This is a genomic window from Streptomyces sp. NPDC102259 (genome assembly GCF_044766465.1).
In the GTDB taxonomy this organism is placed as follows: Bacteria; Actinomycetota; Actinomycetes; order Streptomycetales; family Streptomycetaceae; genus Streptomyces.
This window is the reverse complement of sequence record NZ_JBIWMA010000038.1, coordinates 1-25,219: the sequence shown is the minus strand read 5'-3', so window position 1 is coordinate 25,219 and position 25,219 is coordinate 1. Positions and strand designations below refer to the sequence as shown.

Here is a 25,219-nt window from a genome sequence, read left to right as displayed (position 1 = left end):
TTGGGAGTGCTGATGACTAAAAAGAACACCGTTCTCGTGACCGCGGCCACGGGAAACCTGGGACCGCTCGCCGCGGCGGAACTCCTCGCCGCCGGCGCCACGGTGCGTGCCCTGGTACTGCCGGACGATCCCCACGCCGACCGTCTTCCCCGAGACGTCGAGATCTTCCGCGGTGACCTGGGCGACCCCGACAGCCTCGACGCCGCTCTGGAAGGAGTCGACGGCGTCTTCTTCATGTGGCCGTTCTTCACGCTCAACGTGGACACCGCTCCGGAAGTGGTGCGCAGGATCGAGGCCGTGGCACGCCGCGTCGTCCTGGTCTCGTCGGTCGGCGTGCACATCGGTCTGGAACCCGTGGACAACAACTGCCACGCCTACCTGGAACAGTTGCTGGAGGGGACGACCCTGGACTGGACGTTCCTGCGCACCACCGGCTTCCACTGCAACGCCATGGGATTCGCCCCGCAGATTCGCGCGGGGGACGTAGTGCGTCACCCCTACGGTGCCGCCACCCGCACCTCCGTGCACGAGGCGGATCTCGCCGCCGTCGGCGCGGCGGCTCTCACCCAGGACGGACACGCCAAGAAGAAATACCTGGTCTCCGGCCCGGAAGAGCTCTCCCAGGCGGACCAGGTGCGCATCATCGGTGAGGTGATCGGACGGTCGCTGCGCTGGGAGGACATCGAACACGACGCCGCCCGGCAGGCGATGGTGGACACCGGCTGGCCGCCGTCGTACGCGGACGGAGCGCTCGACTACTTCGCGATGCTCACCAAGCAGCCCGAGGTGGGGTCGAACGTGGTGGAGGAACTGACCGGGCGTCCGGCCAGGTCCTTTCGCTCCTGGGCCACGGAACGGGCGGAGAGTTTCCGATGACCCGTCCCGCCCCGGAACCCGAGGCTGGACTGGTCACCTTCGATGTCCTGGTCGCGGACGGTGCGGAAACCGTCCCTGCCCTGGTCGCCCGCATCACCGACGACACGACGCTGCGACTGCGGCACAGCCCGGGCTTCCTGTCCTCGCGTGTGCACGTGAGCGCCGACGGCCGCTCGGTGATCACCCGCTCCCTGTGGCGGAGCGAGCAGGACCACCGTGAGGCCCTGCGGACGGCGGAGCCGGCCGACGGACGGCGGTCCCGGACGCCCACGACGACGGCCTTCCGAGGGCGCCCCGCACCGGCCATCTCCGGCCCCGCCCTCGGCCTGCCACCGGAAGTCGTGGCGGTCGCCACCCGTCACCTTCGTCACCCCGACTGCTTCCCGCTGCTCATGGACCTGCTCGAGGACAGCGCCGAATGGAAGCGTCACCACCGGGGCTTCATCTCGGCCACCCCTCACCTCGGCCTCGACGGCACGACCTTCGTCAACTACCCGATGTGGGCGGACGAGGACTCGTACCGGGCCTGGATGGCCGATCCGAGGATCTCGCAAGGACAGGAGGAGATCGCCCGTCTCGAGGCCGCAGAGCCCGAATACCTCCTGTGCACGGTGGCCGCCCACATCGACGCGGCCTGAGCCGGTTCGCACACCACGGCACGCCGGCCTTCGGGCCGGTGTGCCGTTCCCGTCAGTGTCGGAACCCGTTTCGCCGGAAGGTCACCATGACAGATTCGCTTCGCCTCGCCGTGATCGTCGCCAGCACCCGCGACGGCCGCTTCGGCCCCACGGTCGCCCACTGGTTCGCCGGCCGTGCCGAGCAGTACGGGGGACTGCGGGTGGACCTCGTCGACGTCGCGGCGCACCCGTTGCCGCTGACCATGGCAACGAGCCCGGATGCCCGCACCTCAGCCGTCCTCGCCGAGGTCACGCCCCGGCTGGCCGGCGCGGACGCGTTCGTCGTGGTCACGCCCGAGTACAACCACAGCTTCCCGGCCGGACTCAAGAACCTCATCGACTGGCACTACACCCAGTGGCAGGCCAAACCGGTCGGGTTCGTGAGCTACGGAGGGCTCGCCGGTGGACTGCGCGCCGTCGAGCACCTGCGCCTGGTCTTCGCCGAGACACACGCCGTCACCGTCCGGGAGACGGTCAGCTTCCACAACGCCTGGGATCAGTTCGACGAGGACGGCGCACCGACCGGCAGGCCGGGCGCCGACACCGCGGCGAAGGTCCTGCTGGACCAGCTCACCTGGTGGGCGGAGGCCCTGCGCTCGGCACGGACACGCCACCCCTACAAGGCCTGAGACGGGAGCGCGGAGCCATGGTCCGTGACCAGCCGGAGTGGGAGTCGCAGCGCCTTCCCGACGTGTCGGCGGTGACCGTAACACCGGTGCCGCTGCTCGCGGGGGAGGACGAGGGGGAGCCCGACGAGGAGCACATCCTTCGGGGCATCGACTGAGGTGCCGGGCCCGTCCCGTCGACCGCTCGTCGACCGTCCGTCAGTCGACGGCGTCCCGGCGTTCGGCCCGCTGCGGTGCCGGGCCGTCGACGAGGAGGGCCGCCGCGGCCGCCGTGAGCAGCAAGAGGCCCACGACCCCCCACAGGGCGACGGTGAATCCGTGCACGGTGCTCTCGGCCCGGGCGAGAGCGTCGGTCCGGGAGGAGTGGGCCAGGTGACGGGCCGCGGCACTCGCGGCCACGGTGTTGAGCACCGCGGTGCCGAGAGACCCGCCGATCTGCTGGGACGTCGTGACCATGGCCGAGGCGGCACCGGAGTCGCGCGGGAGCACACCGCTGGTGGCGGCGACCATGGCGGTCATGCCCGCGCTCCCGAGGCCCAGGCCGAACAGCACCATGGCCGGCAGCACATGGGAGACGTAGGCGGAGTCCGTGTCGATCCGGGTCAGCAGCAGCATGCCGAGCGCGGCGGACAGCAGGCCGGGGACGATCACCCGACGCGGTGCCGTGTGCGGCGCCAGTCGGGCGGCAATCTGGGTCACGCCGATGGTCATCGCCGCCGTCAGCGGCAGGAACGCCACGCCCGCGGCGACCGCGGAGTAGCCCAGGACCCCTTGCAAGTAGTACGTCATGAACAGCAGCAGCCCGAACATGCCGATCTGGCCGAGACCGGTCACCAGTAGCGCGCCCGCCCGGCGCCGGTCACGGACGATGCCCAGGGGGAGCAGCGGGTGGCGGGCCCGGGTCTGCCGGAGGACGAACAGGACGAGCAGCACCGCGCCCAGGGCCAGCGCGCCCAGGACCGGGCGGCTGTGCCAGCCGCGCGGCTCGGCCTCGCTGAACCCGTAAGCGACGGCGGTCAGCCCGCCGCAGCCCAGTACGGCGCCGGGAACGTCGAGCCGTAAGGCGGTTCCACGAGCACCGGCCGGCAGGATCCACAGGGCGGCGGCGACCGCACCCAGGGCGATGGGGACGTTGACGTACATGCACCAGCGCCAGTTCAGGTACTCGGTGAGCAGACCGCCCGCGATCAGCCCGGCGGCGGAGCCGATCCCGGAGATCGAGCCGTAGACGCCGAACGCCCTGCCCCGTTCCTTGGGTTCGGTGAACGTCGTGATCAGCAGGGAGAGCGCGGAGGGCGTCAGGAGCGCGGCGAAGGCGCCCTGGCAGGCACGGGCCGTGAACAGGACACCGGGGGCGGTGGCCGCCCCGCCGAGCGCGGAGGCCGCGGCGAAGCCGAGCAGCCCGGTGACGAAGGCGCGCTTGCGGCCGAAGATGTCGACGACCCGGCCGCCGAGCAGGAGCAGGCCGCCCAGGGCGAGGGTGTAGGCGGTGATGACCCACTGGCGGTTGCCGTCGCTCATGCCCAGGTCGTGTTGCGCCGAGGGCAGGGCGATGTTGACGATCGTGCCGTCCAGCAGGACGGTCAGCTGCGCGGTGGCGATGACGGCCAGTGCCCACCAGCGCCGGGGATCGGGGGCGGCGGCAGTCTCGCGGGGCTGCTCGGGAGCCCGTGGAGCTCCCGGGGAGACAGCGGAGGAACCGGTCATGGCGGAGTGTCCTTGCCGGGATGGCCGGGGGCGGACGGGCCCCCGGCGGTGCGGGATCTCAGGCGGACAGGGCCGGGTAGTCGGTGTAGCCCGCGGCTTCGCCCCCGTAGAAGGCGGCCGGGTCGGGCGTGTTGAACGGGCCGTCGACCGCGAGCCTGGCGGGCAGGTCGGGGTTGGCGAGGAAGAGCTGTCCGAAGGCGATCAGGTCGGCGGTGCCGTCCTCGACCAGCGCGAGCTCCTCGGGCCCGGTCGGGCGGCCCTCGGTGTACGGGTTGAGGATGAACGCGCCCGGGAACTGCCGGCGCAGGGCGAGCGTCAGATCCCGGTCGCCGGCCTCCATCAGGTGCAGGTACGCCAGGTCCAGCCCCGCGAGCTCCCGCACGAGTGCTTCGTAGACGTGGCGCGGGTCGGGTTCGTCGATGCCGTTCATCGTGGCCCCGGGCGACAGGCGCAGGCCGGTGCGCGCGGCGCCGATGGCGGCGGCCACCGCGGAGGTCACCTCCACGGCGAACCGGATCCGGCCGGAGACCGAGCCTCCCCACCCGTCGGTGCGCTGGTTGGAGTTGGGGGCGAGGAACTGGTGGATCAGGTACCCGTTGGCGCCGTGCAGTTCCACGCCGTCGAACCCCGCCTCGACGGCGTTGCGGGCCGCCGTCGCATGGTCGGCGACGGTCTGCTCGATCTCGGCCTCGGTCAGTTCGCGCGGGATCTATCTCCTGATGGTGCCAGCAGTGCGAGCTTGGATCAGTACCGGCGGCGACCGACGCAACACTGCGCGGCCCGCGCCGGCTCTCACAGCAACCCTGACGAGGGACAGCGGGAGCCCGATGACCGCATCCGCGCACCTGCGGACCGTCACCGATCGCACCACAGGAAAGGTGCTCTTCGTGCGCCCGCGCTGCAGGCACCGCCCGCCACCGGCCCGAATGCGCCAGCCCCCCGACCAGCAGGTGCGCATGCCCGCCCACCGCCCACTCCTCCGGCGGGTCGGGCAGCTCCAGCCAGTCGAACTGGATCTCCTCGCCCGGCGGATGGGCGATCACCGCGACGTCCCGGCCTGTCGAGGCCTTGCACGGCTCGCAGTGCGGACGCACCTGATAACGGCGAAGCGCGCGGGTGAAGGTGGAATAGGCGCCCGCATAACCGAGTGCGGTGACCTTGTCGAACAGGGTGGACGCCCACAGATGTGGGTCGTCCGCCAGCCGCTGCCGGCAGTAGTCCAGGAACGGCACGAACGCGTCCGAGGGCTGACGCCGACAACCTGGGACCCGCTCACCGTTCAGATAGGCACGGATCGTCTTGCGGTCCCGGCCCAGATGCCGGGCGCTCGCCGAGATCGTCCACCCCTGCCGACGCAGCGCATGAGCATCCACGTCTTCTTCCCTGGTGAGCATCCAGGCCCCCGAACAGGCCGAACTCGTAGCTCACGCAGGCTTTCCGGACGCACCGCCCCCACCCCGACACGCCGAGCAAGATCGCTCAAAGCGCTCAACGGGATCACACAAAAGGTGGGGAGATCAACAGAGCAGGCCGGCCGGGTCGTGGACGTGCTGCCCGATCGCACCTCCGAGACGTTCGCGGCCTGGCTCACCGAGCATCCCGGCGCGGAGGTCATCTGCCGGGACCGGGCGACCGCCTACACCAAGGCGGTCAGGGAAGCTGTGAAGAAGGGCACCCGCACCGTCGGGGTCCAGCGCCAGTACACCGGCACCGCCGGCCGCATTGAGAACTCCCAGGTCGCCGTCTATCTCGTCTATGCGGGCGCCCGCGGGCACGCGGCGGTGGACCGGGAGTTGTACGTCCCGCGTTCGTGGACCTCGGACCCGGAGCGATGCCGGGCGGCCGGGCTGAGCGAGGACGCCGTCTTCGCGACCAAGGCGGAGTTGGCCCTCACGATGATCGAACGGTTTCTGGACGCTGGGCACAGTATCGACTGGGTGACCGGTGACGAGGTCTACGGCGGCAACCAGAAACTGAGAGCAGCCCTGGAAGAACGCGGCCTGGGCTATGTCCTCGCGGTGGCCTGCGCGGCCGAAGTGACCACCGGTGCGGGAAAGTTCCGCGCCGACACACTGGCCAGAAAGCTCCCGAAGCGGGCCTGGCAGAAGCTGTCCGCCGGACGTGGTGCGAAGGGGCACCGCCTCTACGACTGGGCCGCCATCGACCTCACCGACTCGGCGCGGGGCCACCGTCAGCTGCTGATCCGGCGCAACCGCACCACCGGCGAACTCGCCTACTACCGCTGCCATTCCACCGGGCCGGTCCCATTGCGCAGCCTGGTCAGGACGGCCGGGTCCAGGTGGCGGGTGGAGGAGACCTTCCAGAGCGCGAAGGGCCTGGCCGGGCTCGATGAGCACCAGGTCCGCCGCTACCCGTCCTGGAGCCGCTGGGTCACCCTCGCCATGCTCGCTCATGCCTTCCTCGCCGTCGTGCGCGCCGACGAGTACACCCGTCGCACCCGACCGGAGGGCCTGGCCCCGCTGACCTGTAACGAGATCCAGCACCTGTTCCTCGCCGTCACCGTCCGGCCGATGAACGGTCTCGCCCACCGGCTCGGCTGGTCCGACTGGCGACGCCGTCACCAGGCACGATCACAAACCAGCCATTATCGCCGACAAGCCGCAGCCCAGACATGAAGAATGGGGTGCCGGCAGGGGAGGAAACGATGCGTTCGAAAATGGTTGGACCCGGGATCGAGATCGCGGATCTCGACGGTCCGGTAGCCCCGTTGATTTACCGTTCACCTGCGGGTGGGACAGAGTTGGTGGCTGCCTCTTCCGGGCGGCTGACCCGGTGGGATGCCGAGTCCGGCCGTCCGACGGGCAACTTCCAGGTCCCCGAGAACGCTTCCATCGACACGTTCGAATTGACAGCGCTCGTGCTCCCGGACGGGCAGGTGCGTATCGCGGCCGGGGACGAGGACGGCCTCTGCCTGTGGGACGGAGCGAGCGGACGGCTTCTGGCCAACGCGGTCGGGGACGACCAAATCTTCCAGGTCGCCGGAGAAGTGACGGGCGGTGGGCGGGCTCAGCTGGTCGGCACAGGGGTCGCCGGGCTGCACATGTGGGACCCGGTCACAGGCGCGCCTCTGTCCCCTCCGCTGGAACATGTGGGAGATGTGGTCGCCGTGACCATCGCGAAGTTGCGCGGCGGGCCCTCATTGATCGTGACGGGGGACTACGAAGGAGTACGGCGCTGGCAGGGCGACCTCTGGAGTCGTCGTTCGGCGCAAAGATCAACGCTCCTCACATCGACATGCTGACTACGGCGTACAACGACGACGGGCGACCGCTGATCGTCGGCGTGGTAGAGGAGGGCGAGGTCGTCTGCCGCTGGGACGCCGAGACAGGGGAGGAGGTAGGCCCGCCGATTCCGGCCGAGGGGGAATTCGTGAGGATCGCGACGGCGACCGTGTCGGGTCGGATACGGCTGTTCACCGCAGACCAGGACATGGTGCGCCAGTGGGACTTGCTGTCCGGCGAATCGTTCAAACAAACGTTCATCGGGTCTTATGTCTCCGCGGCGTCTCTGCCGGACGGAAGCGCTCTCCTCGCCGCCGGGACGAAAGGCGGGAAGCTGACCACCCACCACCTGGTCTGAGCGCCGAGGGCCCCAACAAGCCGGGTGGCTAGTCAAGGCCGTCGGAATTTGCTTCGGCCCGTCCCAATGGCGATGCCGCCGCCAGGCACGATCACAGACCAGCTACTACTGCCGACCGGCCGCAGCCGGACATGAAGATCACGATCTACAGCTGGAGTATTAGTACTCCAGCAGCACTTTGACGTTTTCCCTGTTCAGGGGCGGTTTGGGTGAGGTAGAGGGTTGATTGCCGACCTGTGTTCTCTTTCCCGGGCTGCCCCTCGATCGTGTGCAGCCGCCGCTGATAGTGGCAACGCTCTGGGCAGCCTCCGGGCGTGATCGACGAGCGTGCAGTTGAGATCTGGAACGACGAACTCGAGGAACTGTTCCTGCGTACCGGCCACCGCTTCAGGCGCGTCGAGCCGCGTCGCAGGATGCGTGACTACATCCGGGGACTGCTGGGCCCGGTCGGACGCAAAAACAGCTGGCAGCTGGCCGAATACGCCGGACACCGCACACCCGACCGCCTCCAGCGACTCCTCAACGGCGCCCGCTGGAACGCCGACGAGCTCCGCGACGACCTCCAGCACTACGTAGCCGAACGGCTCGGCGAACCCGGCGGGATCCTCATCCTCGACGACACCGGATTCCTCAAGAAGGGCACCACCTCCGCCGGCGTGCAACGCCAGTACTCCGGCACCGCCGGCCGCACCGAGAACTGCCAGATCGGCGTGTTCGCCGCCTACGCCACCACACGCGGACGCGCCCTGGTGGACCGGGAGTTGTATCTGCCCAAGTCCTGGACCGACGACCGTGACCGCTGCCGCGCCGCCCACATCCCCGACGAGCGGCCCTTCGCCACCAAGCCCGACCTGGCCAAGGCCATGGTGCTGCGGACGATCGCCTCGCCGCTGCCAATCGCTTGGGTGACCGCGGACGCCGCCTACGGCCAGGAGTGGCGGCTGCGCCGCATGCTGGAGGAGACCGGCCTGGGATATGTGCTCGCGGTCCCCAAGTCCCAGCAGGTGCCGCACTTCGGACGCACCGATCACCTCTTCTCTCAGTGGCTGTTGTCGTACCGATCTTGAGGTTTGTCGATCGAACGGTCGTCCCGATTGGGTGGTCGCCGGGTATGCGGTGCATACGAACGGGGGCATATAGACGCGTGCGGATTCGGGCCCACTGCAGCGTCATCGTTTCCGCTGTTGCGGGCGATCACGCTGGGACGGCCCCTGGAGTGTTGGAAGGGGTACTGACAGGGTCCCTTTTGCCGGGGTGCGGGCCGGGTCGGGGCCCGTAGCGTGGAGGGCATGGAGCCGAGCACCGGGATCCGTGAGTTCCTGACCACCCGCAGGGCCCGGATCACCCCCCAGCAAGCCGGAGTGGTCCCCGCCGGCGGCGCTCGCCGGGTGCCCGGCCTGCGCCGCGGGGAGGTCGCCCGGCTCGCCGGGGTCAGCGTCGAGTACTACACGCGCCTGGAGCGCGGCCGGGCCGGGCAGGTGTCCGAGACCGTCCTGGACGCGGTCTCCCGCGCCCTGCAGCTGGACGACATCGAGCGGGCCCACCTCTTCACGCTGGCCAGACCGGCGTCCCCCGCGCACCGCCGCCGCCCGATGAGCCCACAGCGGGTGCGCCCGGGCCTCTACCGGCTCCTGGACACGCTCGACCACGTGCCCGCGATGATCCAGGGTCACCGTATGGACGTCCTGGCCTCCAACAAGATGGCCCGCGCCCTCTTCGCCGACTTCGACGCCCGCCCGCACCGTGACCGCAACATGGCCCGCTACGTCTTCCTTGACGCGCATGCCCCGGAGCTGTTGGTCGACTGGGAGAGGTCCGCCGGCGACTGCGTCGCCCACCTGCACCTGTACGCAGGACGCCACCCCGGTGATCCGCAGCTGACGGAGCTGATAGGCGAACTGTCGCTGCGCAGCACCCGGTTCCGTCATATGTGGGGCAACCCGGACGTCGTCTGTCACGGCATGGGCACCAGGCGTTTCCACCACCCGCTGGTCGGCGACCTCACGCTCGACCACGAGGTCCTCGGCGTCTCCGGCGACCCTGACCAAGCGCTCGTCGTCTACACCCCCGAACCCGCTTCACCGTCCGCCGAAGCCCTCAACCTGCTGGGCAGCTGGACCGGCACCCCCGCAGACCCGTCCGCCACCCCGCACCAGCAGGCCCCGTCCGGCGAGCGGCAACAGCGCAACTGACGCACATGGTCACGCGGCGGCGGCAGACCCTTGTTCCCGTGCGCCCGTGCGCTGCAGAGCGGTCCTTGCACACCTCTCACGGAATTATTTGTCGGCATTCACGCCAATTCAGGCTGGATGAAACCCAGGAGTCGCCACCATGCGCAGCTACGCAGATTTCTTCCCTGTTTCGGCACCCGACCCCTAATTGCAGGATGCCGTGGGCAATCAATTGGGGCATGAATCGGCATGCGCCAAGTAACTTCATTCTCAGTATTGGGGAACTCGCACCATGAGCATTGTTGTCACCGCAGCCACCGGCCAGCTGGGCCGTCTCGTCATCGATGAGCTGCTGGCCAGAGTGCCGGCTGACCAGATCGCGGCGGTTGTCCGCAACGCGGACAAGGCGGCGGACATCGCCGCCAAGAACGTCGAACTGCGGATAGCCGACTACGAAGACCCGGAGACACTGAAGGGTGCCTTCCACGCAGGTGATGTCGTCCTGCTGATTTCCAGCAGCGAGTTCGGCCGACGCACGGTCCAGCACCAGAATGTCATTGACGCTGTCACGGCGGCGGGCGTCGCCCGGCTCGCCTACACCAGTGTCCTCGGTGCTCCGGTGGCGGAATACAAGCTGGCCGACGAGCAGCACAAACCTACGGAACAGGCCATCCTCGACTCCGGCCTGACCTACACGCTCCTGCGCAACGGCTGGTACACCGACAACTACACCGCACAGATCCCCCTCCAGCTGGCGCACGGCGTGACCGCCGCCGCAGGCCAGGGCAGGATCGGTTCCGCCACCCGTCAGGACTACGCCGCGGCGGCGGCCGTCGTCCTGACCACCGCAGGCCACGAGAACAAGGCGTACGAGCTCAGCGGCGACACCGCCTGGACCTTCACCGAATACGCGGCCGAGCTGTCGAAGCAGTCAGGAACAGAGGTGGCCTACAACGATGTCCCGGTCGAGGCGCTGGCCGCCATGTTCACCGGCGCCGGTATGCCCGCGGAACAGGCCGAGGTCTTTGCCGAGACCGACCTCGCCATCAAGCGCGGCCACTTCCAGGGCGGCAACGGCGACCTCAGCCGCCTGATCGGCCGCCCGACCACCCCGCTCGCCGAAACCATCGCGACGGCGCTCAGGGCTTCCAACCCGGCCTGAGCACGCCATCACCGACTGGCCGGGCCCGGCAGTCGAGCAGGGCGGCGCAGCGAGAGGACTGCGCCGCCCGAGCAGCTCTTGCCGTACCGGTCTCGGGCCTTGCCGATCGAACGGGGTCCCGATCGGGTGGTCGCGGGGTACTCGGTGCATACGAGCAGGGCCTCCTGAACAGCTCGTTGGTGTCGAACTCGCCGAGCAACATCAGGAGGCCCTGGTGCCGCAGTGTTCCGTGATGTCCGGACCCTCCGGTTCGGTCGCCCTGGAGTGTGACTGCCTGGCTCACCGGTTCGGAAACGCTGCCGACAGCGGAGCGCGGCAGCCGCGCTACCCGACGGACATGACGGACGCGGAGTGGGCGGCCATCCGGCCGCTGCTGCCGGTGCCGGGCTGGCTGCGAGGCCGGGGAGGGCAGCCGGAGGCATACTGCCACCGGGCGATACTCGATGCGATCCGGTACCTGGTCGACAATGGCATCAAGTGGCGTGCGATGCCCGCCGACTTCCCGCCGTGGGACCGGGCGTACGCGTTCTTCCGCCGCTGGCGCGACCACGGCCTGGTCAAGGAGTTCCACGACCGGCTGCGGGCCAACGTCCGCGAGAAGCTGGGACGCGATGCGGAGCCGACCGCTGGGGTAATCGACTCGCAGTCCGTCAAGGCGGACGCCGTCGTCGGGTCCGACAGCAGGGGCTTCGACGGAGGCAAGCTGGTCAACGGCCGCAAGCGGCACGTCGTGGTCGACACCCTCGGCCTGCTGCTGGGCGTGATGGTCACCGCTGCGGACACCGGCGACCGCGCTGCCGCCCGGGTGCTGCTGGAGGAGGTGGCCGACGCCCACAACCGGCTCACCCTCGTCTGGGCCGACGGCGGCTACACCGGCAACCTCGTCGAGTACTGCCTGGCCACACTCGCCCTGGTCCTGGCGATCGTCAAACGCAGCGACGACATGCGCGGCTTCGTGGTCCTGCCCAAACGGTGGATCGTCGAGCGCCTCTTCGCCCACCTGATGCGCACCCGCCGCCTGGCACGCGACTATGAGCGCCGCACAACCAGCGCCGAGGCGATGATCTACTGGTCGATGACCCTGCTCATGACCCGCCGCCTCGCCCGGCCACACCCTGAGCCACTGTGAACCGGCCCGGCGCAGGCTCAACCAGCCAGCCGCGCACGACCAGGCGTTTCGCCTTCGACCGCAGTGCTTCCACCCGCGCCGGCACCACATCCACGCCGAACGCCACAGCCATCTCCTGGCAGGTCAGCGGCCCTTGATGGAGCCGTGGCCGGTCCGCAAGCGCCTGCAGAATGCGCTGGTAGTCCAGCGACAGCACCGACCAGGCCAACCCCTCACGCCACACGGGCACCTGCGACTTCGACTTCACCGCAGCCCCGGGCGCCGACTGCGCGTCCGCATCCCGCGGATCCTCGGTGACCTCGATATCGGCGGCGGTGTCGCCATCCGGAGCCAGCACCGTATCGACCCGCCTGCGAGCGATCACCCACTCCTGCCATTCCTGCTCGGCCGCAGCCAGCTCGGCCTGGATACGGTCGGCCTCCTCACGCAGCTCATCCATACGGCGGCGAGCAACCAGCTCACGTTGTTCCAACAGCCCAACCACCGACGGCATCCACGACCTCCCAGAGAGCGACAGCACGACAGGCCACTACTCCCACAGGATCTCCGACCCTACGCCCGACCAGCGGAAACGCAGCCCTCAAGCCCGGAAAGGCAACAACTTCTTAGCCCAGCGGTGACGTTGACGATGCGATACCGGGGCACATGAACGCGGCAGGGTCCGTACGGGTGTCCGGCAGGAGGAGCCAGTGGCCGGTCATGGGGTCTATGCCGCCAGCGCATTGTCAGTGGAGGCAGCGATACCGTTCGCGCGCTGGTGCCTGACGGGCCGAAGGAGCAGGCGGCGCACTGCGGCGGTATCCCGCCGGACGGCGCGGACGGACGCGTCATGCGCTCAGCGGGCGGTGCGGGAGGCCGAAGACCTCGTGCACGGCTACTGGCGCCGGCTCAGTCCTCTCTACCTGTCCACACGCGAGCACCATCAGCGCTGAGCCGATCGGGGGATCGGTCAGTCGCTGAGTGCTTGGCGGAGGGTTTCACGGCAGTCGATCACTGCGCCGACACCGACGATCTGCAGGGTACGCATCACGGCTTCGCCGGGTGCGGCCAGACGTATCCAGCCGTCGGCCTCGGCGAGGGTGCGGTGGGCGGCGACGAAGATGTTGATGCCGGTGGAGTCCATGAAGGTGACCCGGCTCAGATCGACCACGATGCGGGGGCGGGGAGCGCCGGAGGCGTCCAGGGCCTGGCGGAGGGCCTGGCCGGTGTCATGGTCGATCTCCCCTGCCAGGGTCAGCACGAGGATGCCGTCGGTGGCGGTGGAGACGACCGACAGCTGACCCGGCTGCTCAGCTTGTCCAGTGTCCGCCATCTCTCCCTCAGCCATGTCGGTGATACTGGCACATCAGGACCTTCACCCAGCAGTGCTGCCCTGCACAGCCCGCGTAATGCCTTCCTATCGAGGGCGTAAAGCGTGTACTACGCATGCGCGGGTACGCGCGGGGGTGTGAACGGGGTAGGAGAAGCGAGCCGCGATGGAACCAGCCCCGGTGGGTGAGGACAGCGCGGTACCGGATGAGCAAGCCATACAGACCACGGTGGCCCTGGACGGCGACGGCACGTGCATCGCCCGTGCCCGCCACCTCGCCACCGGCTTCCTCACCCGTGTGCAGGCCGAGTACGGCGTGCCGGTCTACCAGCGTCCATGGACCTCACCCAGCTGGTGGTCAGCGAACTGGTCACCAATGCCCGCAAGTACGCGCCGGGCCCGGTGCTGTTTGACCTGCGCATCGTCGGCGACGCGGTCGAGGTGGTGGTGTGGGACAGCGATCCGGTGCTGCCGGTGGCCCGGGCCGCCGATGTGGGACGGGTGGGCCAGCACGGTCTGGAGATCGTCATGGCCGTTGCCCAGGGCTTCGAAGCGCAGCGGGAGCCGGTCGGCAAGCGCATCACCGCCCGCATCTCCCTCCTGGACGACCCCGGCGGCGCCATCTCCGGACGGCGGCCCCTGTAAAGACGCGGGCCCGCCCCAGTCAGACAGGGCGTGAGGCGGCCTGGCGGGCCAGCGCTGCGCCCTGACCGTGTTTGATGACCTGTTCAGCGACCTGGGTGAGTTTGATGTTGGTGTGCTGGGAGACCTCTCGCAGCACCGTGAAGCCGTCGCATGGGGGTATCTGTCCCAGGACGGTCAGGACGCCGATGGCCTGGTCGACGACGGCGTGCGAGGCGAGGGCCTGCCGCAGCTGCCGGTTTTCCGCCCGCAGCCGTTCCCGCTCTTCCATCAGCTCATCGGCCGACGCCGATGTGGACTGAGGACGGGGATGGACGGACGAAGCCAAGGCAATCACCGGGAAAGACAGCGGACAGGGGCACGCTCACACGCCTGCCCTGGTTCCTCCATCCGATTCCAACGCGTCACTACGCGTGAGTCGCCCGGCCGTAGCATTCCGGAGGAAGCCGCGGGAACTTGCTTCCCCACACTCACTGGGGATGGGTCGCCACCAGCTGACAGATCCAGGCGTGTGTGCCGCCTGGATAAACTGCCCCGTCGGGAGGAGCTTTTCCTCTGCTTGTGCCGGGACGGTCGGCAGGCGGCTTGATGTGAAGGAGCCCGAGCGTGGATATTCCACATGCGGTGGGCCAGCGGGCCCCGGCGGAATCCGGGAGGGCTGCGTTGGAGGTGAGCGCGTTGCCAGGTCGTGCCGGGATACGAGCCCGCGGTGAGATCAGCGTCCTCACTCGCCCGTCTTGGGAGCAGGCCCTCTCCGAGCTGGCCCGGCGGCACGCGGGCGTGTCGTACGTGGAGCTGTCGGATGTGGCGTTCGTCGACGTGGCCGGGGTGACCGCGCTGGCGGTCACCGCCATGAACCTGCCCGACGGGAGGGTTGTGGTCGAAAATCCCCCGCCGCAGCTGCCGCGGGTTTTGGAGATGTTCTGGCCGGGCCTGGACCGGATCGAGGTGGCTCTGTGATGAGCACGGTGACCACCCGCGAGGCGTTCGTGCACCCTGCCCTCTTCTACCGCACCGAGCAGGAGTACACGCAGCAGACGGTGGCCTTCCTGCGCGAGGGCCTGACCAACGCCGAGCCGATGGCCGTGGCGGTGCCCGGCCCCAACCTGGAGCTGATCAAAGCAGGTCTGGGCGGGGATGCCGAAAGCATCCTGTTCCTGGACATGACCGAGGCCGGCCGCAACCCGGGGCGGATCATCCCCAAGGTGCTGCGCGGATTCGCCGACGCCCACCCCAAAGGCCGGGTACGCATCATTGGCGAGCCGATCTGGGCAGGACGCAGCGCGGTGGAGTACCCGGCGTGCGCGCAGCACGAGGCGCTGATCAACGCCGCGTTCGAGGGCCGGGCGGTGACGATCCTGTGCCCCTACGACGAGGTGCGGCTGGACCCGGAGGTGATCGCCGATGCGCGGGTGACCCACCCGACCCTCATCAGCGGGGAAGGACATGAGTCGGTCAGCGACGCCTACGACTGGCAGGCGGTCGTCGATCGGTACAACCAGGTGCTTGCGCCTGCACCGGACGCCGCCACCTTCTCCTACGGTGATGAGCACCTTCAGGCGGTTCGCCAGTTCGCTCTCGCTCAGGCGAAGTTGCTGGGCCTGGCCGGGGAGCGGCTAATGGATGTGGAGCTGGCGGTCGCGGAACTGACGACCAACAGTGTCGTCCACGGCGGAGGCCGCGGGACACTCGCGGTCTGGGCCGAGCAGGGGCAGCTGGTGTGTGAGGTCCGCGATGCGGGCCGGCTGACCGATCCGCTGGCAGGCCGCCGTCCACCGGAGCGCGGCCAGTTGGGCGGCCGGGGCCTGATGCTGGTCCACTACGTGGCCGACCTGGTGCGTGTGCACACCGGCGACGACGGCACGACCGTGCGCTTCTACCTCAGCTTGTGACAACGCGCGGGCGGCCACCTGTGGCCGCCCGCCCCGCTCGTCTCGCCGACCTTGTATTTCCGGCCCCGGTTTCTGTACCGCCCCATGCACCGCGACCCGGCGACCGGCATCGGCCTGGCGCAGATCCTAGGCCACCGCACCGCGTCACACCCTCGGCCAGGACGTCGTTGGTAAGCGGGGGGTGGCTACGGGAAGGCACGCTTCCCAAGCACGGAGAGCTGCCGACACGCTGGCCTTACGCAAGGCAGCTGCTCTGGCCGCGCTGTCGCGGGGCATGACCTCGATCAGGGCCAGGGCCTCGTTGACCTCGCCCTCTTCAAGCCGAACGGGGTTGGGTGCCGCCTGGGTGGGGTCACGGATATCGTTTGGCCACAGCAGTCCGTGCAGTGCGATCAAGTTCCTTGGCATTGGCTTTCGGACGTGTACTCGATCTAGGCTGCGTCGGTTCGTGCCGCTCGCGGTGGCCCATCGACGGAGAGGAAAGCCGATGACGCAGCAGGCTTCGGCGGCCCATCAGGCGCCCACCCGGCGCCCCGAGCTGGTCCCGGATCCAGATGTGGAGGTGGCCCGTATTGAGGCGGTCCGCCGCTACGACATCCTCGACACTCCGCCCGACGGCGCGTTCGACCGGGTGGCGGCGATGGCCGCCCGCCTCTTCGATGTCCCCGTGGCCACGGTCACGATCGTGGACACCGACCGCATCTGGTTCAAGGCCGCACACGGCCTGGAGGGTGTCAAGGAGATCGGCCGCGATCCGGGCCTGTGCGGCTCGGCGATTTTGCGCGATGACGCGCTGGTCATTCCCGACACTCTTCGTGATCCCGTGGCGGCGGACAATCCGCTGGTCGCCGGGGAGATGGGTGTGCGCTTCTACGCTGCTGCCCCGATCATCACCCCCGACGGCCACCGGCTGGGCACGGTCAACGTCCTGGACACCAAGCCGCGTTCCATCACCGAGGACGACACCGCCACCCTGGCCGATCTTGCCGCGATCGTGCTGGACGAGATGGAGCTACGGCTGTCGGCGCTGCGCGCACTACGCAACGAGCAGGAGCGGCGGGAGGCGGAACGGGCGGCGCGGGAACGGGCGGAGAAGGACAAGAGCGCCATCGCCGCGTTCGCCTCCACCCTCCAGCGCACCCTGCTGCCCCCGGCCCTTCCGTTGGTGCCCGACCTTGAGCTGGCCTGCCACTACCGCACCGCCTCCGTCCACGACGTGGGCGGCGACTTCTACGACGTCTTCCCCGTCGACGGCAGCAGGTGGGCGTTCTTCCTCGGTGACGTGTGCGGCAAGGGCCCCGAGGCGGCGACCGTCACCGCCCTCGCCCGCCACACCCTGCGCGTCGCGGCCCAGATCGACCCGGACCCGGTCACTGTCCTGAGCACACTCAATACCACCCTGCTCACCGACGTCACCGCCGGAAGCAGATTTTGCACCGCCCTCTTCGGCCTCCTGACACCCCGGGAGGACGGCGGCTTCACCGTCACCGTGGCCACCGGCGGCCACCCGCCGGCCTACCACCTTCGCCCCGACGACAGCGGCGCGGTGTGGGTCAAGGCGGTCCGGCCCAAGGGCGGCATGCTCATCGGAGCCTTCCCCCAGGCCTCCTTCGCCCAGGACACCTTCTTGATGGCCCCCGGGGAGGGACTGTTCCTTTACACCGACGGACTGATCGAAGCCCGCACCACCCAGGACGCCATGCTCGGCGAGGACGGCCTGACCGGCTTCCTCCACCAGCGCACCGGCCCCCTCACCGCCACCGCCCTGATGGAAGACGCCGTCACGTTGCTGGCCTCAATGCCCGACGGAGTCGGCGACGACGTGGCCCTGCTGGCCCTGTCCGTGTCTGACCCCGAAACCGCACCCGGCACCGGCGTCGCCGCCACCGCCCACACCACCGCCGCACCCGAACACTTCGGCCAGGAGTGATGACCGACGTGACCCACGCACTCCACCTGACCGTCCAGCACCCCCACCCCGGCCTCGCGATCGCCACGATCGGCGGGGACGTAGACATGCAGACCGCCCCCGCCCTGCGCTCCGGGGCCCTGGAGATCATCCAGCAAGGACACCCGCGCCTGGTCCTGGACCTGGCACAGGTCGGCTTCTGCGACTCCGCCGGTCTCAGCGCGATCATCGGCATCTGGCACGCGGCCCAGGAAGCGGGTGGCTCGCTCAGCCTCGCCGCCGTTCCCGACCGCCTGATGCGCATGCTCAGCATGACCGGCGTCGACTCGCTCCTGCCTGTCCATGCCACAGCCACCGACGTGACCGACAGCCCGCCCGCCTCCGCAAAGAGGTAAGCGCGCGGCATCCCTTGCGCCTTCTGTTACCCGAGCCGTTCCGGCATCCCGTGGTCGGACCATGACATCCCCGTTGCGGCCGCTTTGCCCACGCCCCTGGCTGGAGTGAGGGTGGGGGAAGGGCGGGGTGGGCGGCGCTGACCCAGTCGGGGACGTCGGCGGGGGAGAGGGCGGGACGGGCGCGGTGCAGGCGCGCGGGACGGCGCCGCCGGCCGGACAGGCGCGATCAGGCGCCCCGCTTTAACCTTGATCATGGAAAACTTCCTGTTCCCCGAACAGCGCCACTTCCACAGTGTTCCGCGCCGTTGTTCCCCCGGCCGGTGGAGACCGTGTTCAGACGGGACCGGCCCGTTGCTCCCGCGGACCGAACAGAGACCGACAGGCCCTGCGTAACTTCCCGATGCCTGGCTTTGGCGCTGACTGCGCCTGCTCTCGGGGCCGGTTACGCGATCAGGGCCACCACCATGGCAATCAGCCCGATCGCTACCAGCACCACCACGACCATGATCAGGATGAGCGGCATCGCTCCCCATCCCTTGCGCAGTTCGGGCACGGGATAGGAGATGCCATAGGTGCCCCCTTCGGCGGGTGGCGTTTCACCAGGTGAAACATCGCCGCCTGGCTCGACACCCGGAGTTCGCCGAGGGTCGGGATCAGGAGTCGTCATGGGGACACTCCTTTCGGGCTTGCTGATTGTCGGGCCTACTGATTGGAGCGCGCGGCACTGATATCTCCGAGTGCCGACTCGGAGGCGCGCTCGATGGCCAGGTCACCAAGGGAGACGATGCCCACCGGGTGCCGTTCCTCGTCGACCACCGGGATCCGGCGGACGGAATGCTCACGCATCACTTCGACCGCGAGCGTCAGATCGTCGTTGGGCCCCACAGTGACGAGATCCTCGCTGCATGCGTCGGCCACGGTCATGTTGTTCGGGTCGCCGCCCTCGGCCAGCGCGCGCACCACCAGGTCACGGTCGCTGACCAGGCCACGCAGCTGTTCGCCGTCGGTGACGAGAACGGCGCCGATGTTCTCGTCCCGCATCATCCGGGCCACGGCCGTCACCGAGGCCTGCGGCTCGACGGTCACCAGGGCGCTCGTCATGACGTCGTTGACATGCTGGGTCATGGGACATCCCTCCAGGTGCGGGCGGTGCTCTTCCACCACCGTTCACAGCCCGAGTACCCGCAGACGGTCCGCCCCCACGACATCGCCAGGCCGACTGAAGGCATTCATCACTCGTGATCGTTTCGCGAGCGAGAGGGGATGCGCTTTCGCCGCGGCGGCGGCACCAAGCCGGTGTACGGCGGACTGAAGGTGTGCTGGGGCACGGACCCGCAGGAGGCGGTGCGCACGGCGCACCGCCTCCTGCGGGTCAACGAATCCTGAGCGAGGCGGTCGAAGGCCTCCACCGCACCCCTGGCCCGTGCCCGGCCGCGGCACCCGTCCCGCCGCCTCGGCCAGTGCGCAGATCTGCGCACCGGCCCGTCGCAGCTGTTACGGGTGGGGGTTGTCCATCCAGCTCATCCTCAGGCCCGGGTCTTGTACGGGCCGCCATACGTTGGCGGCCGGCCCCTGGTGGAGGAGGTCGGTGAGTGTCGCGGCCAGGACGGGAACCTCGCGTAGGAAGCCGGCCACATCGTCGGCCCGCTCGGCTGCGCGCAAAGCCCGGACACGGGTCTCGACGCCGGCCGCGCCCGTGGCGTCGAGGACGAACAGCAGCCGCGGGAACAGCGGGTACTGTCGACGCCACTGTTCGTCCGGCGTCTCGAACGCGGCGGCCGTACGCCGGCCACCGACAGGAGCGGGCGCGTACCGGTGGAACCGCGCATAGGCCCCCAGCTTCGCGGCGAGGCGTTCAGGCCCCATCGTGGCGCGGTCGATCTCGAGGAAGGCCCGCAGCATCGACCAGTCCTCCCCGTCCCCGTCCTGGCCGTTGCGGTAGTACAGCAGCGCGTCGGGGATCACGGCTTCCCCACCACCGACCCGGTGGTGGACTTCCGGGAGGAAGTCCAGCGGCCGGCACAGCTCCCCGCGCCGGCGCGCGTCCAGCAGGAACTGAAGGCCGGTCTCGGTGACCGTCAATGTATGGCCCACCCGCAGCCGCACGGCCGTCGGATCGGACACCAGCCTCGGCGGCCGCCGGCCGCCCAGCTCCGGCCACTCGGATGCGACCTGCACCCCGTACCGGGTCGGGAACCAGACCTGGGTCCGTCCCGCCTGCGGCAGGGTGATGCGGTCGACCAGGCCCTCGGCACGGAGCTTGGCCAGCCGGCGCCTGGTCTGCTCGATCCGCACCCCCGGGGCGGTGATCAGATGCATTTGCTCGGTGGTCGCCATCCGGTACTGCACCAGCACCGCCAACGCCAGCCGGTCCCCACCCCCGGAAGAGCCCGGACCTCGCGCCCCGCGACTACGAGCAGATCGCCCTCCAGCTCACCGGGCACGCCCGCGCCGTGGCCGCCGACGTCCGGCGCCACGCCGCCGCCCTGCCCAAGAGCGACGGCCGCGGTGCTCTCGCCGAAGTCGTCCTCCGCGAAGCCGACGGACGCCTGTCCGCACCGCTGGAGGGCACCGCCCGCTGCGTCCAGAACCGCGCCCGCCTCGTTCGGGCCCTCTACACGCGCCTGGACCGCCTCACCGAACCCGCCCCGGCCGCCACGTAGTTCGGCAGGGGGAGCAGCCCAAGATCCCAGGCCCTACATGCACGCCAGTGCGATGCCGCAGCTCAAAACCCCACGGCATCGCACTCAAGTGCGTGTTGGCCTCGTATGAGACAACCGACTCCAGTTGTAGGTCTGTTCTGACTCCACTTGAGGGGTTCAGCGCCCGACCATGTCAGTGAGATTTGACTCCACCTGGATGATGGACCGGATGCGCAGAGGCTCTTGGAGGGAGTGCTTCATGTCCGTTGTCACTCAATCGAGCCTTTGATTCTGGCCCGAAGCACCGTCCTTCGAGGCGGGTTGGCGCCGGTCCACCGCTCGTAGGCGTCACGGCGAGAGCCGTTACGCTCTGAGTGATTCCGCCACGAGCGTGCGGCGGTTCCCACCGCGGTGACGAGCGGGCAGAGTCACTGGCATGAGGCTGCTGATACTGGGTGGAACAGAATTCGCGGGTCGGGCCGTCAGCGACGAGGCGCTGACGCGAGGCTGGCAGGTGACCGCGTTCAACCGCGGACGCCAGGAGTCGCCGCCGGGCGTAGTCGCGCTGCGCGGCGACCGCACTGCCGCCGATGGGCTGTCAGCCCTGGCCGGAGGCGAGTGGGACATCGTGGTGGACACCTGGACCGGCGCGCCGTCAGCGGTACGCGACTCCGCCCGGCTGCTCGCGGGGCGGGTCGGCCACTACGTGTACGTCTCCAGCCGGTCGGTGTACGACGACCCGGCCCCGGCCGGGCTGCCCGAGGACGGCCCGCTGGTGGACGCCTCTCCCGACGACGGGGAGGATGTCGACTATCCCCGGGCCAAGCGGGGCGGGGAACTCGCCGCGACCGCAGCCTTCGGCGACCGGGCGCTGCTGGTCCGCGCGGGGCTGATCCTGGGGCCCAGGGAGAACGTGGGACGGCTGCCGTGGTGGCTGGCGCGGATCGCCCGCGGAGGCCCGGTCCTGGCACCGGGGCCGCACGAGCTGGCACTGCAGTACATCGACGCACGCGACCTTGCCGGCTGGACCCTGAACGCCGCCGGGCGCGGGCTCGGCGGCGCGTACAACGTCGTCAGCCCGACCGGGCACTCCACCATGGGTGAGCTACTGGAGACGTGCGCCCGCGTGACCGGTTCGGACGCCGAACTGCGGTGGACGGACCCGGAGGTGATTGCGGCCGCCGGAATCGAGCCGTGGACGGACCTGCCGATCTGGCTGCCGCCGGGCGAGCTGCACGACACCCTGCACAGGGGCGACGTGGCCAAGGCAGTAGCTGCCGGGCTGCGCTGCCGTCCGGTCGCCGACACGGTGGCCGACACCTGGCGCTGGCTCCAGGAGTTGGGCGGCCCGCCGCCACAGCGGCCCGACCGCCGCCCGGTCGGCCTGGATCCCGAGCGCGAGGCGAAAGTCCTACAGGGCTGAGCCGCGCCTCTCACTCCCGACCGGCCTCCCACCGCAAGGCCCCCAGTGGAGTCAAATCTCATCGACATTAAAATCCAGCTACACACCACCCCACCCCACTGCAGTCAGAACTCACCTACCACTGGTCTCAAGACTCACTTACAAAGCCACCCGCGGCAAGACCGCGCCGAGGTGGCTGGGCCTCGAAAGTCCGCTGATCACGTATGAGGGCCCATAGGACGTCGAGGCGGCGGCGAGCGAGGGCGAGCACGGCCTGTTTGTGGCTCTTGCCTTCGGCTCTCTTCCGCTCGTAGAAGGCTCTGGATGTCGGGCAGAAGCGGGCGGCGACCTGGGCGGACAGGTAGAAGACGCGCAGGAGTCGGCGGTGGTATCGGTGTGGTCGGCGCATGTTGCCGCTGATCCGGCCGGAGTCCCGTGGAACCGGCGCGAGACCGGCGACGCCGGCAAGGCGGCCGGCACTGCCGAAGGCATCCATGTCACCGCCGGTGCAGGCGATGAACTCCGCACCGAGGGTCGGGCCCATGCCCGGCATGCTCAAGATGACTTCCGCGTCATGATGCTCGCGGAAGCGGGCCGCGATTTGCGCGTCGATGCCGGCGATCTCTTCGTCCAAGGCCAGCACCGACTTTGCCAGGGTGTGCACGACGGCCGCGGCCGTGGTCTCGCCGGTGACGGCGGTGTGCTGGGCTTGTGCCGCGGCGACCGCGGTGTCGGCCATGGTCTGGCCGCCCCGCGCCCTGCGGTTCTTCAGCCAGGTCGCCAGTCGGCTCGGGCCGACCCGGCGCAGGGCGGCAGGGGTTTGGTAGCCGCTCAGCAGGATCAGCGCGGCCCTGGAAGCGGCATAGTCGAAGGCCCGCTCCAGCGCGGGGAAGTACTCCAGCAGTTGAGCCCGAAGCCGGTTTATGGCGCGGGTCCGATCCGCCGCCAGGTCGTAGCGGCGGGCGGTGAGGATTTTCAGGTCCACCGCGATCTCGTCCCACTCCTGCAGGGGCTGCAGGTCACGGCGCATTCGTGCCTGGTCGGCGATGACGTAGGCGTCCTTCGCGTCGGTCTTGCCGTCGCCCCGGTAGCTGCGGGAGGCGTGGTGGACGGTGCGGCCGGGAATGTAGAGCAGGCGCTGACCATGGCTGGTGAGCAGCGCGATCAGCAGTGCGGCCCCGCCCGCGTTCAGGTCGACAGCCCAGGTCACCCGACTGTCCTCGGCCAGCGCGAGGACGTCGCCTATCAGTTCCAGCAGCTCGGATTCGTCGTTGAGGATCCTCCGCGATAACCGCTTGGTGCCGTCCGAGTCGATCACCGTGCAGTGATGCGCGGCCTTGCCTGCATCCGTTCCCGCCCAAAGCTCGGGCACCCGAGCCCCCTTCACCGTTCGGTCTTTCGGACCCTGCAGACGACCACGCCGACGTGTCCTTACGAAGCGATCTCTGTTCGCTCATCCCAATGAGTGACCGTGTCGTCGCGGGGCACTGGGTGGCCTATCAGTCAAAGCCACACGTACGGCATGAGCGCTTTCAGCCACACCCAGGCCCCTGGGTCTCCCGATCGTACGAAGGACCGGAATCAACCCGACAACAAGGTAAGGAGCCTTTTCCATCTTGATCAGGTGGCGAGCTCGGCGGCAACGGCGGCGGTGACCAGGTGGTCCTGCCGCGGATTTTCCGCAGGAGCCGCCAGCAGTAGAGGGTTGGCCAGGGCGCGTTCGCATGAGCGTTGACCAGCCGAGCAAATTTGGGCAGCATGCACGTGCGACCAGGCATCATCCTGCGATGACACGGGGCCATCATGGCAGTTGAAAAACGGCACGAGACTCGTCGGCTTCGTGAGCGTCTGCCCGGTTACCTCCTCGCCGTGCCGCTCCTCGCCGGGTGAGCGGTCATAGGCCATCGATGGCTAGCTGAACCGTGGTCAATATGCGTAGAGGACACGTTCGGCGTACTTGCAGCAGCCGTGCTCTATGTCGAGATCCGCGCCTGGCGATTCCGGCGTATCCATCGTGCCGATTGATCGCAGTCAACTGGCAATGACACTGAGCTTGCTCCAACTTGGTGCAGCAGTCGGCCCTTGGGCTGACAACGCGGTGAAGCCCCTGGTAGATGGGTTTTCGACCAAGAGAACCGTCTCCACCAGAGGCTTCACATGCTTGTCTATCCGTCGGGCGTCGACGTGTCCAGTTCTGCCCTGCGCTTCCTGTCCGACCGTCTGCGGCAGCACCGTCGCGCGATCGGCTCCCGCTCGCGCCGTCTGAGCCCCGGCCGCCAGGCCCTGCTCGCACTCGCCCACCTGCGGATGGGACACACATACGCCCAGCTCGCGGGCGGATTCTACATCGGAACCACGACCGCCTACCGGTATGTCACCGAGGCGGTCGACCTCTTGGCCGACCTCGCGCCCACCCTGGCCGACGCGATGCGGACCGCCTCGACGAAGGCCTTCGTGATCCTCGACGGCACACTCCTGCCGATCGACCGCATCGCCGCGGACCGACCCTTCTACACCGGGAAACACAAGAAGCACGGCATGAACGTCCAGGTCCTGACAGATCCCTTCGGCCGACTGCTGTGGGCCTCGCAGGCCCTGCCCGGCGCCATCCACGACGTCCGAGCCGCTCGTGAACACGGCATCGTCGACGCCCCGCCGAGGCCGACATCAAGTGCTGGGCGGACAAGGCATACCGGGGCGCCGGCGGAACCGTCCGCACCCCGTACTGGGGCCGCTGGAACAGCCTGCCCACCGGTCAGAAGGCCGTCAACCGATCCCACGCGCAGATCCGCGCACTCGTCGAACAGGCCATAGCCACCCTCAAAGCCTGGAGACTCCTCCGCAAGCTCCGGTGCTCGACCACGCGCATCACCGCACTCGTCCGGGCCGTCCTCACCCTGCATCTGACCAGCTCAAAGTGAGGATGGAAAAGGCTCACTTTCTCAATCTTGGTTAGCCTCGGGCTTTCACGAGCAGTGCCGTCTACGGGAGTGTAAATCTAACGGCGGATCCGACGATCATGGGAGAGACGTCAAGTGACTGACACCGCCGTGGAGTTGGAGACCGTGGAACCTGTCGAG

General features: G+C 69.0%; 24 protein-coding genes and 6 pseudogenes. 20 read left to right on the top strand and 10 right to left on the bottom strand.

What is annotated here, in order from left to right:
• The first annotated feature begins 12 nt into the window (after positions 1 to 12).
• The 4 genes from ACIRPU_RS41805 to ACIRPU_RS41790 all read left to right on the top strand — a co-directional run bounded on the left by ACIRPU_RS41805 (position 13) and on the right by ACIRPU_RS41790 (position 2,337).
• On the top strand, positions 13 to 876 hold the full coding sequence (locus ACIRPU_RS41805; protein ID WP_403877697.1) for an NAD(P)H-binding protein: 864 nt from the start codon (positions 13 to 15) through the stop codon (positions 874 to 876).
• Positions 873 to 1,514 carry an antibiotic biosynthesis monooxygenase family protein gene (locus tag ACIRPU_RS41800; protein WP_403877694.1) on the top strand — a complete coding sequence of 214 codons (642 nt, stop codon included), beginning with the start codon at positions 873 to 875 and terminating at the stop codon, positions 1,512 to 1,514. Before ACIRPU_RS41805 ends, ACIRPU_RS41800 begins: the two co-directional genes overlap by 4 nt.
• An 86-nt stretch (positions 1,515 to 1,600) precedes the next feature.
• The gene (locus tag ACIRPU_RS41795; protein WP_403877692.1) at positions 1,601 to 2,182 is read left to right on the top strand and encodes an NADPH-dependent FMN reductase; all 582 of its coding nucleotides are present in this window, start codon (positions 1,601 to 1,603) and stop codon (positions 2,180 to 2,182) included.
• A gap of 17 nt (positions 2,183 to 2,199) precedes the next feature.
• Positions 2,200 to 2,337: a hypothetical protein gene (locus ACIRPU_RS41790; protein ID WP_403877689.1), complete on the top strand. Its 138-nt coding sequence runs from the start codon at positions 2,200 to 2,202 to the stop codon at positions 2,335 to 2,337.
• Between the two features lie 40 nt (positions 2,338 to 2,377).
• On the opposite strand, the gene ACIRPU_RS41785 is transcribed toward ACIRPU_RS41790, so the two are convergent.
• Together ACIRPU_RS41785 and ACIRPU_RS41780 are read right to left on the bottom strand one after the other, a co-directional pair.
• Positions 2,378 to 3,886, bottom strand: coding sequence for an MFS transporter (locus ACIRPU_RS41785; RefSeq protein WP_403877686.1), 1,509 nt, complete (start codon positions 3,884 to 3,886; stop codon positions 2,378 to 2,380).
• A 58-nt stretch (positions 3,887 to 3,944) separates the two neighbouring features.
• Positions 3,945 to 4,592, bottom strand: a pseudogene (locus tag ACIRPU_RS41780) (alkene reductase); the annotation flags it as partial.
• A 955-nt stretch (positions 4,593 to 5,547) separates the two neighbouring features.
• Between ACIRPU_RS41780 and ACIRPU_RS41775 the strand changes: the two are divergent.
• The 7 genes and pseudogenes from ACIRPU_RS41775 to ACIRPU_RS41745 form a co-directional block, all read left to right on the top strand.
• Positions 5,548 to 6,522: pseudogene (locus ACIRPU_RS41775) on the top strand (IS701 family transposase); the annotation flags it as partial.
• A gap of 29 nt (positions 6,523 to 6,551) precedes the next feature.
• A complete protein-coding gene (locus ACIRPU_RS41770) occupies positions 6,552 to 7,148 on the top strand; it encodes a hypothetical protein (RefSeq protein WP_403877683.1) in 597 nt (198 codons plus the stop codon).
• Positions 7,142 to 7,486: a hypothetical protein gene (locus ACIRPU_RS41765; protein WP_403877680.1), complete on the top strand. Its 345-nt coding sequence runs from the start codon at positions 7,142 to 7,144 to the stop codon at positions 7,484 to 7,486. The genes ACIRPU_RS41770 and ACIRPU_RS41765 overlap by 7 nt, the downstream gene beginning before the upstream one ends.
• A 338-nt stretch (positions 7,487 to 7,824) precedes the next feature.
• Positions 7,825 to 8,526, top strand: a pseudogene (locus tag ACIRPU_RS41760) (IS701 family transposase); the annotation flags it as partial.
• Positions 8,527 to 8,775: 249 nt separating this feature from the next.
• Entirely contained in the window at positions 8,776 to 9,678 is a 903-nt protein-coding gene (locus ACIRPU_RS41755; protein WP_403877677.1) for a helix-turn-helix transcriptional regulator, read from the top strand.
• A 271-nt stretch (positions 9,679 to 9,949) separates the two neighbouring features.
• The gene (locus ACIRPU_RS41750) at positions 9,950 to 10,819 is read left to right on the top strand and encodes an SDR family oxidoreductase (protein WP_403877674.1); all 870 of its coding nucleotides are present in this window, start codon (positions 9,950 to 9,952) and stop codon (positions 10,817 to 10,819) included.
• Between the two features lie 232 nt (positions 10,820 to 11,051).
• On the top strand, positions 11,052 to 11,948 hold the full coding sequence (locus tag ACIRPU_RS41745) for an IS5 family transposase (protein WP_403877671.1): 897 nt from the start codon (positions 11,052 to 11,054) through the stop codon (positions 11,946 to 11,948).
• Here ACIRPU_RS41745 and ACIRPU_RS41740 read toward each other — a convergent pair.
• Positions 11,905 to 12,441 (bottom strand): hypothetical protein, encoded by a 537-nt coding sequence (locus ACIRPU_RS41740; RefSeq protein ID WP_403877668.1) that lies wholly within the window; start codon positions 12,439 to 12,441, stop codon positions 11,905 to 11,907. The genes ACIRPU_RS41745 and ACIRPU_RS41740 overlap by 44 nt on opposite strands.
• 456 nt (positions 12,442 to 12,897) lie before the next feature.
• Positions 12,898 to 13,275 carry an STAS domain-containing protein gene (locus ACIRPU_RS41735; protein ID WP_403877665.1) on the bottom strand — a complete coding sequence of 126 codons (378 nt, stop codon included), beginning with the start codon at positions 13,273 to 13,275 and terminating at the stop codon, positions 12,898 to 12,900.
• A 148-nt stretch (positions 13,276 to 13,423) separates the two neighbouring features.
• Here ACIRPU_RS41735 and ACIRPU_RS41730 point away from each other — a divergent pair.
• A pseudogene (locus tag ACIRPU_RS41730) lies at positions 13,424 to 13,902 on the top strand (ATP-binding protein).
• Positions 13,903 to 13,921: 19 nt separating this feature from the next.
• Here the strand turns inward: ACIRPU_RS41730 and ACIRPU_RS41725 are convergent.
• Positions 13,922 to 14,170: an ANTAR domain-containing protein gene (locus tag ACIRPU_RS41725; RefSeq protein ID WP_403877662.1), complete on the bottom strand. Its 249-nt coding sequence runs from the start codon at positions 14,168 to 14,170 to the stop codon at positions 13,922 to 13,924.
• A gap of 398 nt (positions 14,171 to 14,568) precedes the next feature.
• Here ACIRPU_RS41725 and ACIRPU_RS41720 point away from each other — a divergent pair, with 398 nt between their 5' ends.
• The 4 genes from ACIRPU_RS41720 (at position 14,569) to ACIRPU_RS41705 (ending at position 18,095) form a co-directional block, all read left to right on the top strand.
• Positions 14,569 to 14,859, top strand: coding sequence for an STAS domain-containing protein (locus ACIRPU_RS41720; RefSeq protein WP_403877743.1), 291 nt, complete (start codon positions 14,569 to 14,571; stop codon positions 14,857 to 14,859).
• Positions 14,859 to 15,791, top strand: coding sequence for an anti-sigma factor RsbA family regulatory protein (locus ACIRPU_RS41715; RefSeq protein WP_403877659.1), 933 nt, complete (start codon positions 14,859 to 14,861; stop codon positions 15,789 to 15,791). The genes ACIRPU_RS41720 and ACIRPU_RS41715 overlap by 1 nt, the downstream gene beginning before the upstream one ends.
• A gap of 487 nt (positions 15,792 to 16,278) precedes the next feature.
• A complete protein-coding gene (locus ACIRPU_RS41710) occupies positions 16,279 to 17,721 on the top strand; it encodes a PP2C family protein-serine/threonine phosphatase (RefSeq protein WP_403877656.1) in 1,443 nt (480 codons plus the stop codon).
• Positions 17,722 to 17,729: 8 nt separating this feature from the next.
• Positions 17,730 to 18,095: an STAS domain-containing protein gene (locus ACIRPU_RS41705; RefSeq protein WP_403877653.1), complete on the top strand. Its 366-nt coding sequence runs from the start codon at positions 17,730 to 17,732 to the stop codon at positions 18,093 to 18,095.
• A gap of 442 nt (positions 18,096 to 18,537) precedes the next feature.
• On the opposite strand, the gene ACIRPU_RS41700 is transcribed toward ACIRPU_RS41705, so the two are convergent.
• The gene (locus ACIRPU_RS41700; protein WP_403877650.1) at positions 18,538 to 18,762 is read right to left on the bottom strand and encodes a DUF6480 family protein; all 225 of its coding nucleotides are present in this window, start codon (positions 18,760 to 18,762) and stop codon (positions 18,538 to 18,540) included.
• Between the two features lie 35 nt (positions 18,763 to 18,797).
• Entirely contained in the window at positions 18,798 to 19,220 is a 423-nt protein-coding gene (locus tag ACIRPU_RS41695; RefSeq protein ID WP_403877647.1) for a CBS domain-containing protein, read from the bottom strand.
• A 138-nt stretch (positions 19,221 to 19,358) separates the two neighbouring features.
• On the opposite strand from ACIRPU_RS41695, the gene ACIRPU_RS41690 reads away from it, so the two are divergent.
• Entirely contained in the window at positions 19,359 to 19,481 is a 123-nt protein-coding gene (locus tag ACIRPU_RS41690) for a hypothetical protein (RefSeq protein ID WP_403877644.1), read from the top strand.
• A gap of 108 nt (positions 19,482 to 19,589) precedes the next feature.
• Here ACIRPU_RS41690 and ACIRPU_RS41685 read toward each other — a convergent pair whose 3' ends face one another.
• Positions 19,590 to 20,450, bottom strand: a complete 861-nt coding sequence (locus tag ACIRPU_RS41685; RefSeq protein ID WP_403877740.1) for a replication-relaxation family protein — start codon at positions 20,448 to 20,450, stop codon at positions 19,590 to 19,592.
• A 38-nt stretch (positions 20,451 to 20,488) separates the two neighbouring features.
• Here ACIRPU_RS41685 and ACIRPU_RS41680 point away from each other — a divergent pair.
• Together ACIRPU_RS41680 and ACIRPU_RS41675 are read left to right on the top strand one after the other, a co-directional pair.
• Positions 20,489 to 20,758: pseudogene (locus ACIRPU_RS41680) on the top strand (restriction endonuclease); the annotation flags it as partial.
• 415 nt (positions 20,759 to 21,173) lie between these two features.
• The gene (locus ACIRPU_RS41675) at positions 21,174 to 22,160 is read left to right on the top strand and encodes an NAD-dependent epimerase/dehydratase family protein (RefSeq protein WP_403877641.1); all 987 of its coding nucleotides are present in this window, start codon (positions 21,174 to 21,176) and stop codon (positions 22,158 to 22,160) included.
• Between the two features lie 127 nt (positions 22,161 to 22,287).
• On the opposite strand, the gene ACIRPU_RS41670 is transcribed toward ACIRPU_RS41675, so the two are convergent.
• A complete protein-coding gene (locus ACIRPU_RS41670) occupies positions 22,288 to 23,511 on the bottom strand; it encodes an IS110 family transposase (RefSeq protein ID WP_403877638.1) in 1,224 nt (407 codons plus the stop codon).
• 248 nt (positions 23,512 to 23,759) lie between these two features.
• Positions 23,760 to 24,044: a hypothetical protein gene (locus ACIRPU_RS41665; RefSeq protein ID WP_403877635.1), complete on the bottom strand. Its 285-nt coding sequence runs from the start codon at positions 24,042 to 24,044 to the stop codon at positions 23,760 to 23,762.
• A 252-nt stretch (positions 24,045 to 24,296) separates the two neighbouring features.
• On the opposite strand from ACIRPU_RS41665, the pseudogene ACIRPU_RS41660 reads away from it, so the two are divergent.
• A pseudogene (locus tag ACIRPU_RS41660) lies at positions 24,297 to 25,060 on the top strand (transposase family protein).
• Positions 25,061 to 25,219: the final 159 nt, after the last annotated feature.

Bases quoted from the DNA above. Each gene is read 5' to 3' on its own strand.
- ACIRPU_RS41805 (WP_403877697.1), top strand. From the start codon at position 13: ATGACTAAAAAGAACACCGTTCTCGTGACCGCGGCCACGGGAAACCTG.
- ACIRPU_RS41800 (WP_403877694.1), top strand. From the start codon at position 873: ATGACCCGTCCCGCCCCGGAACCCGAGGCTGGACTGGTCACCTTCGAT.
- ACIRPU_RS41795 (WP_403877692.1), top strand. From the start codon at position 1,601: ATGACAGATTCGCTTCGCCTCGCCGTGATCGTCGCCAGCACCCGCGAC.
- ACIRPU_RS41790 (WP_403877689.1), top strand. From the start codon at position 2,200: ATGGTCCGTGACCAGCCGGAGTGGGAGTCGCAGCGCCTTCCCGACGTG.
- ACIRPU_RS41785 (WP_403877686.1), bottom strand. From the start codon at position 3,886: ATGACCGGTTCCTCCGCTGTCTCCCCGGGAGCTCCACGGGCTCCCGAG.
- ACIRPU_RS41770 (WP_403877683.1), top strand. From the start codon at position 6,552: ATGCGTTCGAAAATGGTTGGACCCGGGATCGAGATCGCGGATCTCGAC.
- ACIRPU_RS41765 (WP_403877680.1), top strand. From the start codon at position 7,142: ATGCTGACTACGGCGTACAACGACGACGGGCGACCGCTGATCGTCGGC.
- ACIRPU_RS41755 (WP_403877677.1), top strand. From the start codon at position 8,776: ATGGAGCCGAGCACCGGGATCCGTGAGTTCCTGACCACCCGCAGGGCC.
- ACIRPU_RS41750 (WP_403877674.1), top strand. From the start codon at position 9,950: ATGAGCATTGTTGTCACCGCAGCCACCGGCCAGCTGGGCCGTCTCGTC.
- ACIRPU_RS41745 (WP_403877671.1), top strand. From the start codon at position 11,052: ATGTCCGGACCCTCCGGTTCGGTCGCCCTGGAGTGTGACTGCCTGGCT.
- ACIRPU_RS41740 (WP_403877668.1), bottom strand. From the start codon at position 12,441: ATGCCGTCGGTGGTTGGGCTGTTGGAACAACGTGAGCTGGTTGCTCGC.
- ACIRPU_RS41735 (WP_403877665.1), bottom strand. From the start codon at position 13,275: ATGGCTGAGGGAGAGATGGCGGACACTGGACAAGCTGAGCAGCCGGGT.
- ACIRPU_RS41725 (WP_403877662.1), bottom strand. From the start codon at position 14,170: ATGGAAGAGCGGGAACGGCTGCGGGCGGAAAACCGGCAGCTGCGGCAG.
- ACIRPU_RS41715 (WP_403877659.1), top strand. From the start codon at position 14,859: ATGAGCACGGTGACCACCCGCGAGGCGTTCGTGCACCCTGCCCTCTTC.
- ACIRPU_RS41710 (WP_403877656.1), top strand. From the start codon at position 16,279: ATGACGCAGCAGGCTTCGGCGGCCCATCAGGCGCCCACCCGGCGCCCC.
- ACIRPU_RS41700 (WP_403877650.1), bottom strand. From the start codon at position 18,762: ATGACGACTCCTGATCCCGACCCTCGGCGAACTCCGGGTGTCGAGCCA.
- ACIRPU_RS41695 (WP_403877647.1), bottom strand. From the start codon at position 19,220: ATGACCCAGCATGTCAACGACGTCATGACGAGCGCCCTGGTGACCGTC.
- ACIRPU_RS41690 (WP_403877644.1), top strand. From the start codon at position 19,359: ATGCGCTTTCGCCGCGGCGGCGGCACCAAGCCGGTGTACGGCGGACTG.
- ACIRPU_RS41675 (WP_403877641.1), top strand. From the start codon at position 21,174: ATGAGGCTGCTGATACTGGGTGGAACAGAATTCGCGGGTCGGGCCGTC.
- ACIRPU_RS41665 (WP_403877635.1), bottom strand. From the start codon at position 24,044: ATGGCCTATGACCGCTCACCCGGCGAGGAGCGGCACGGCGAGGAGGTA.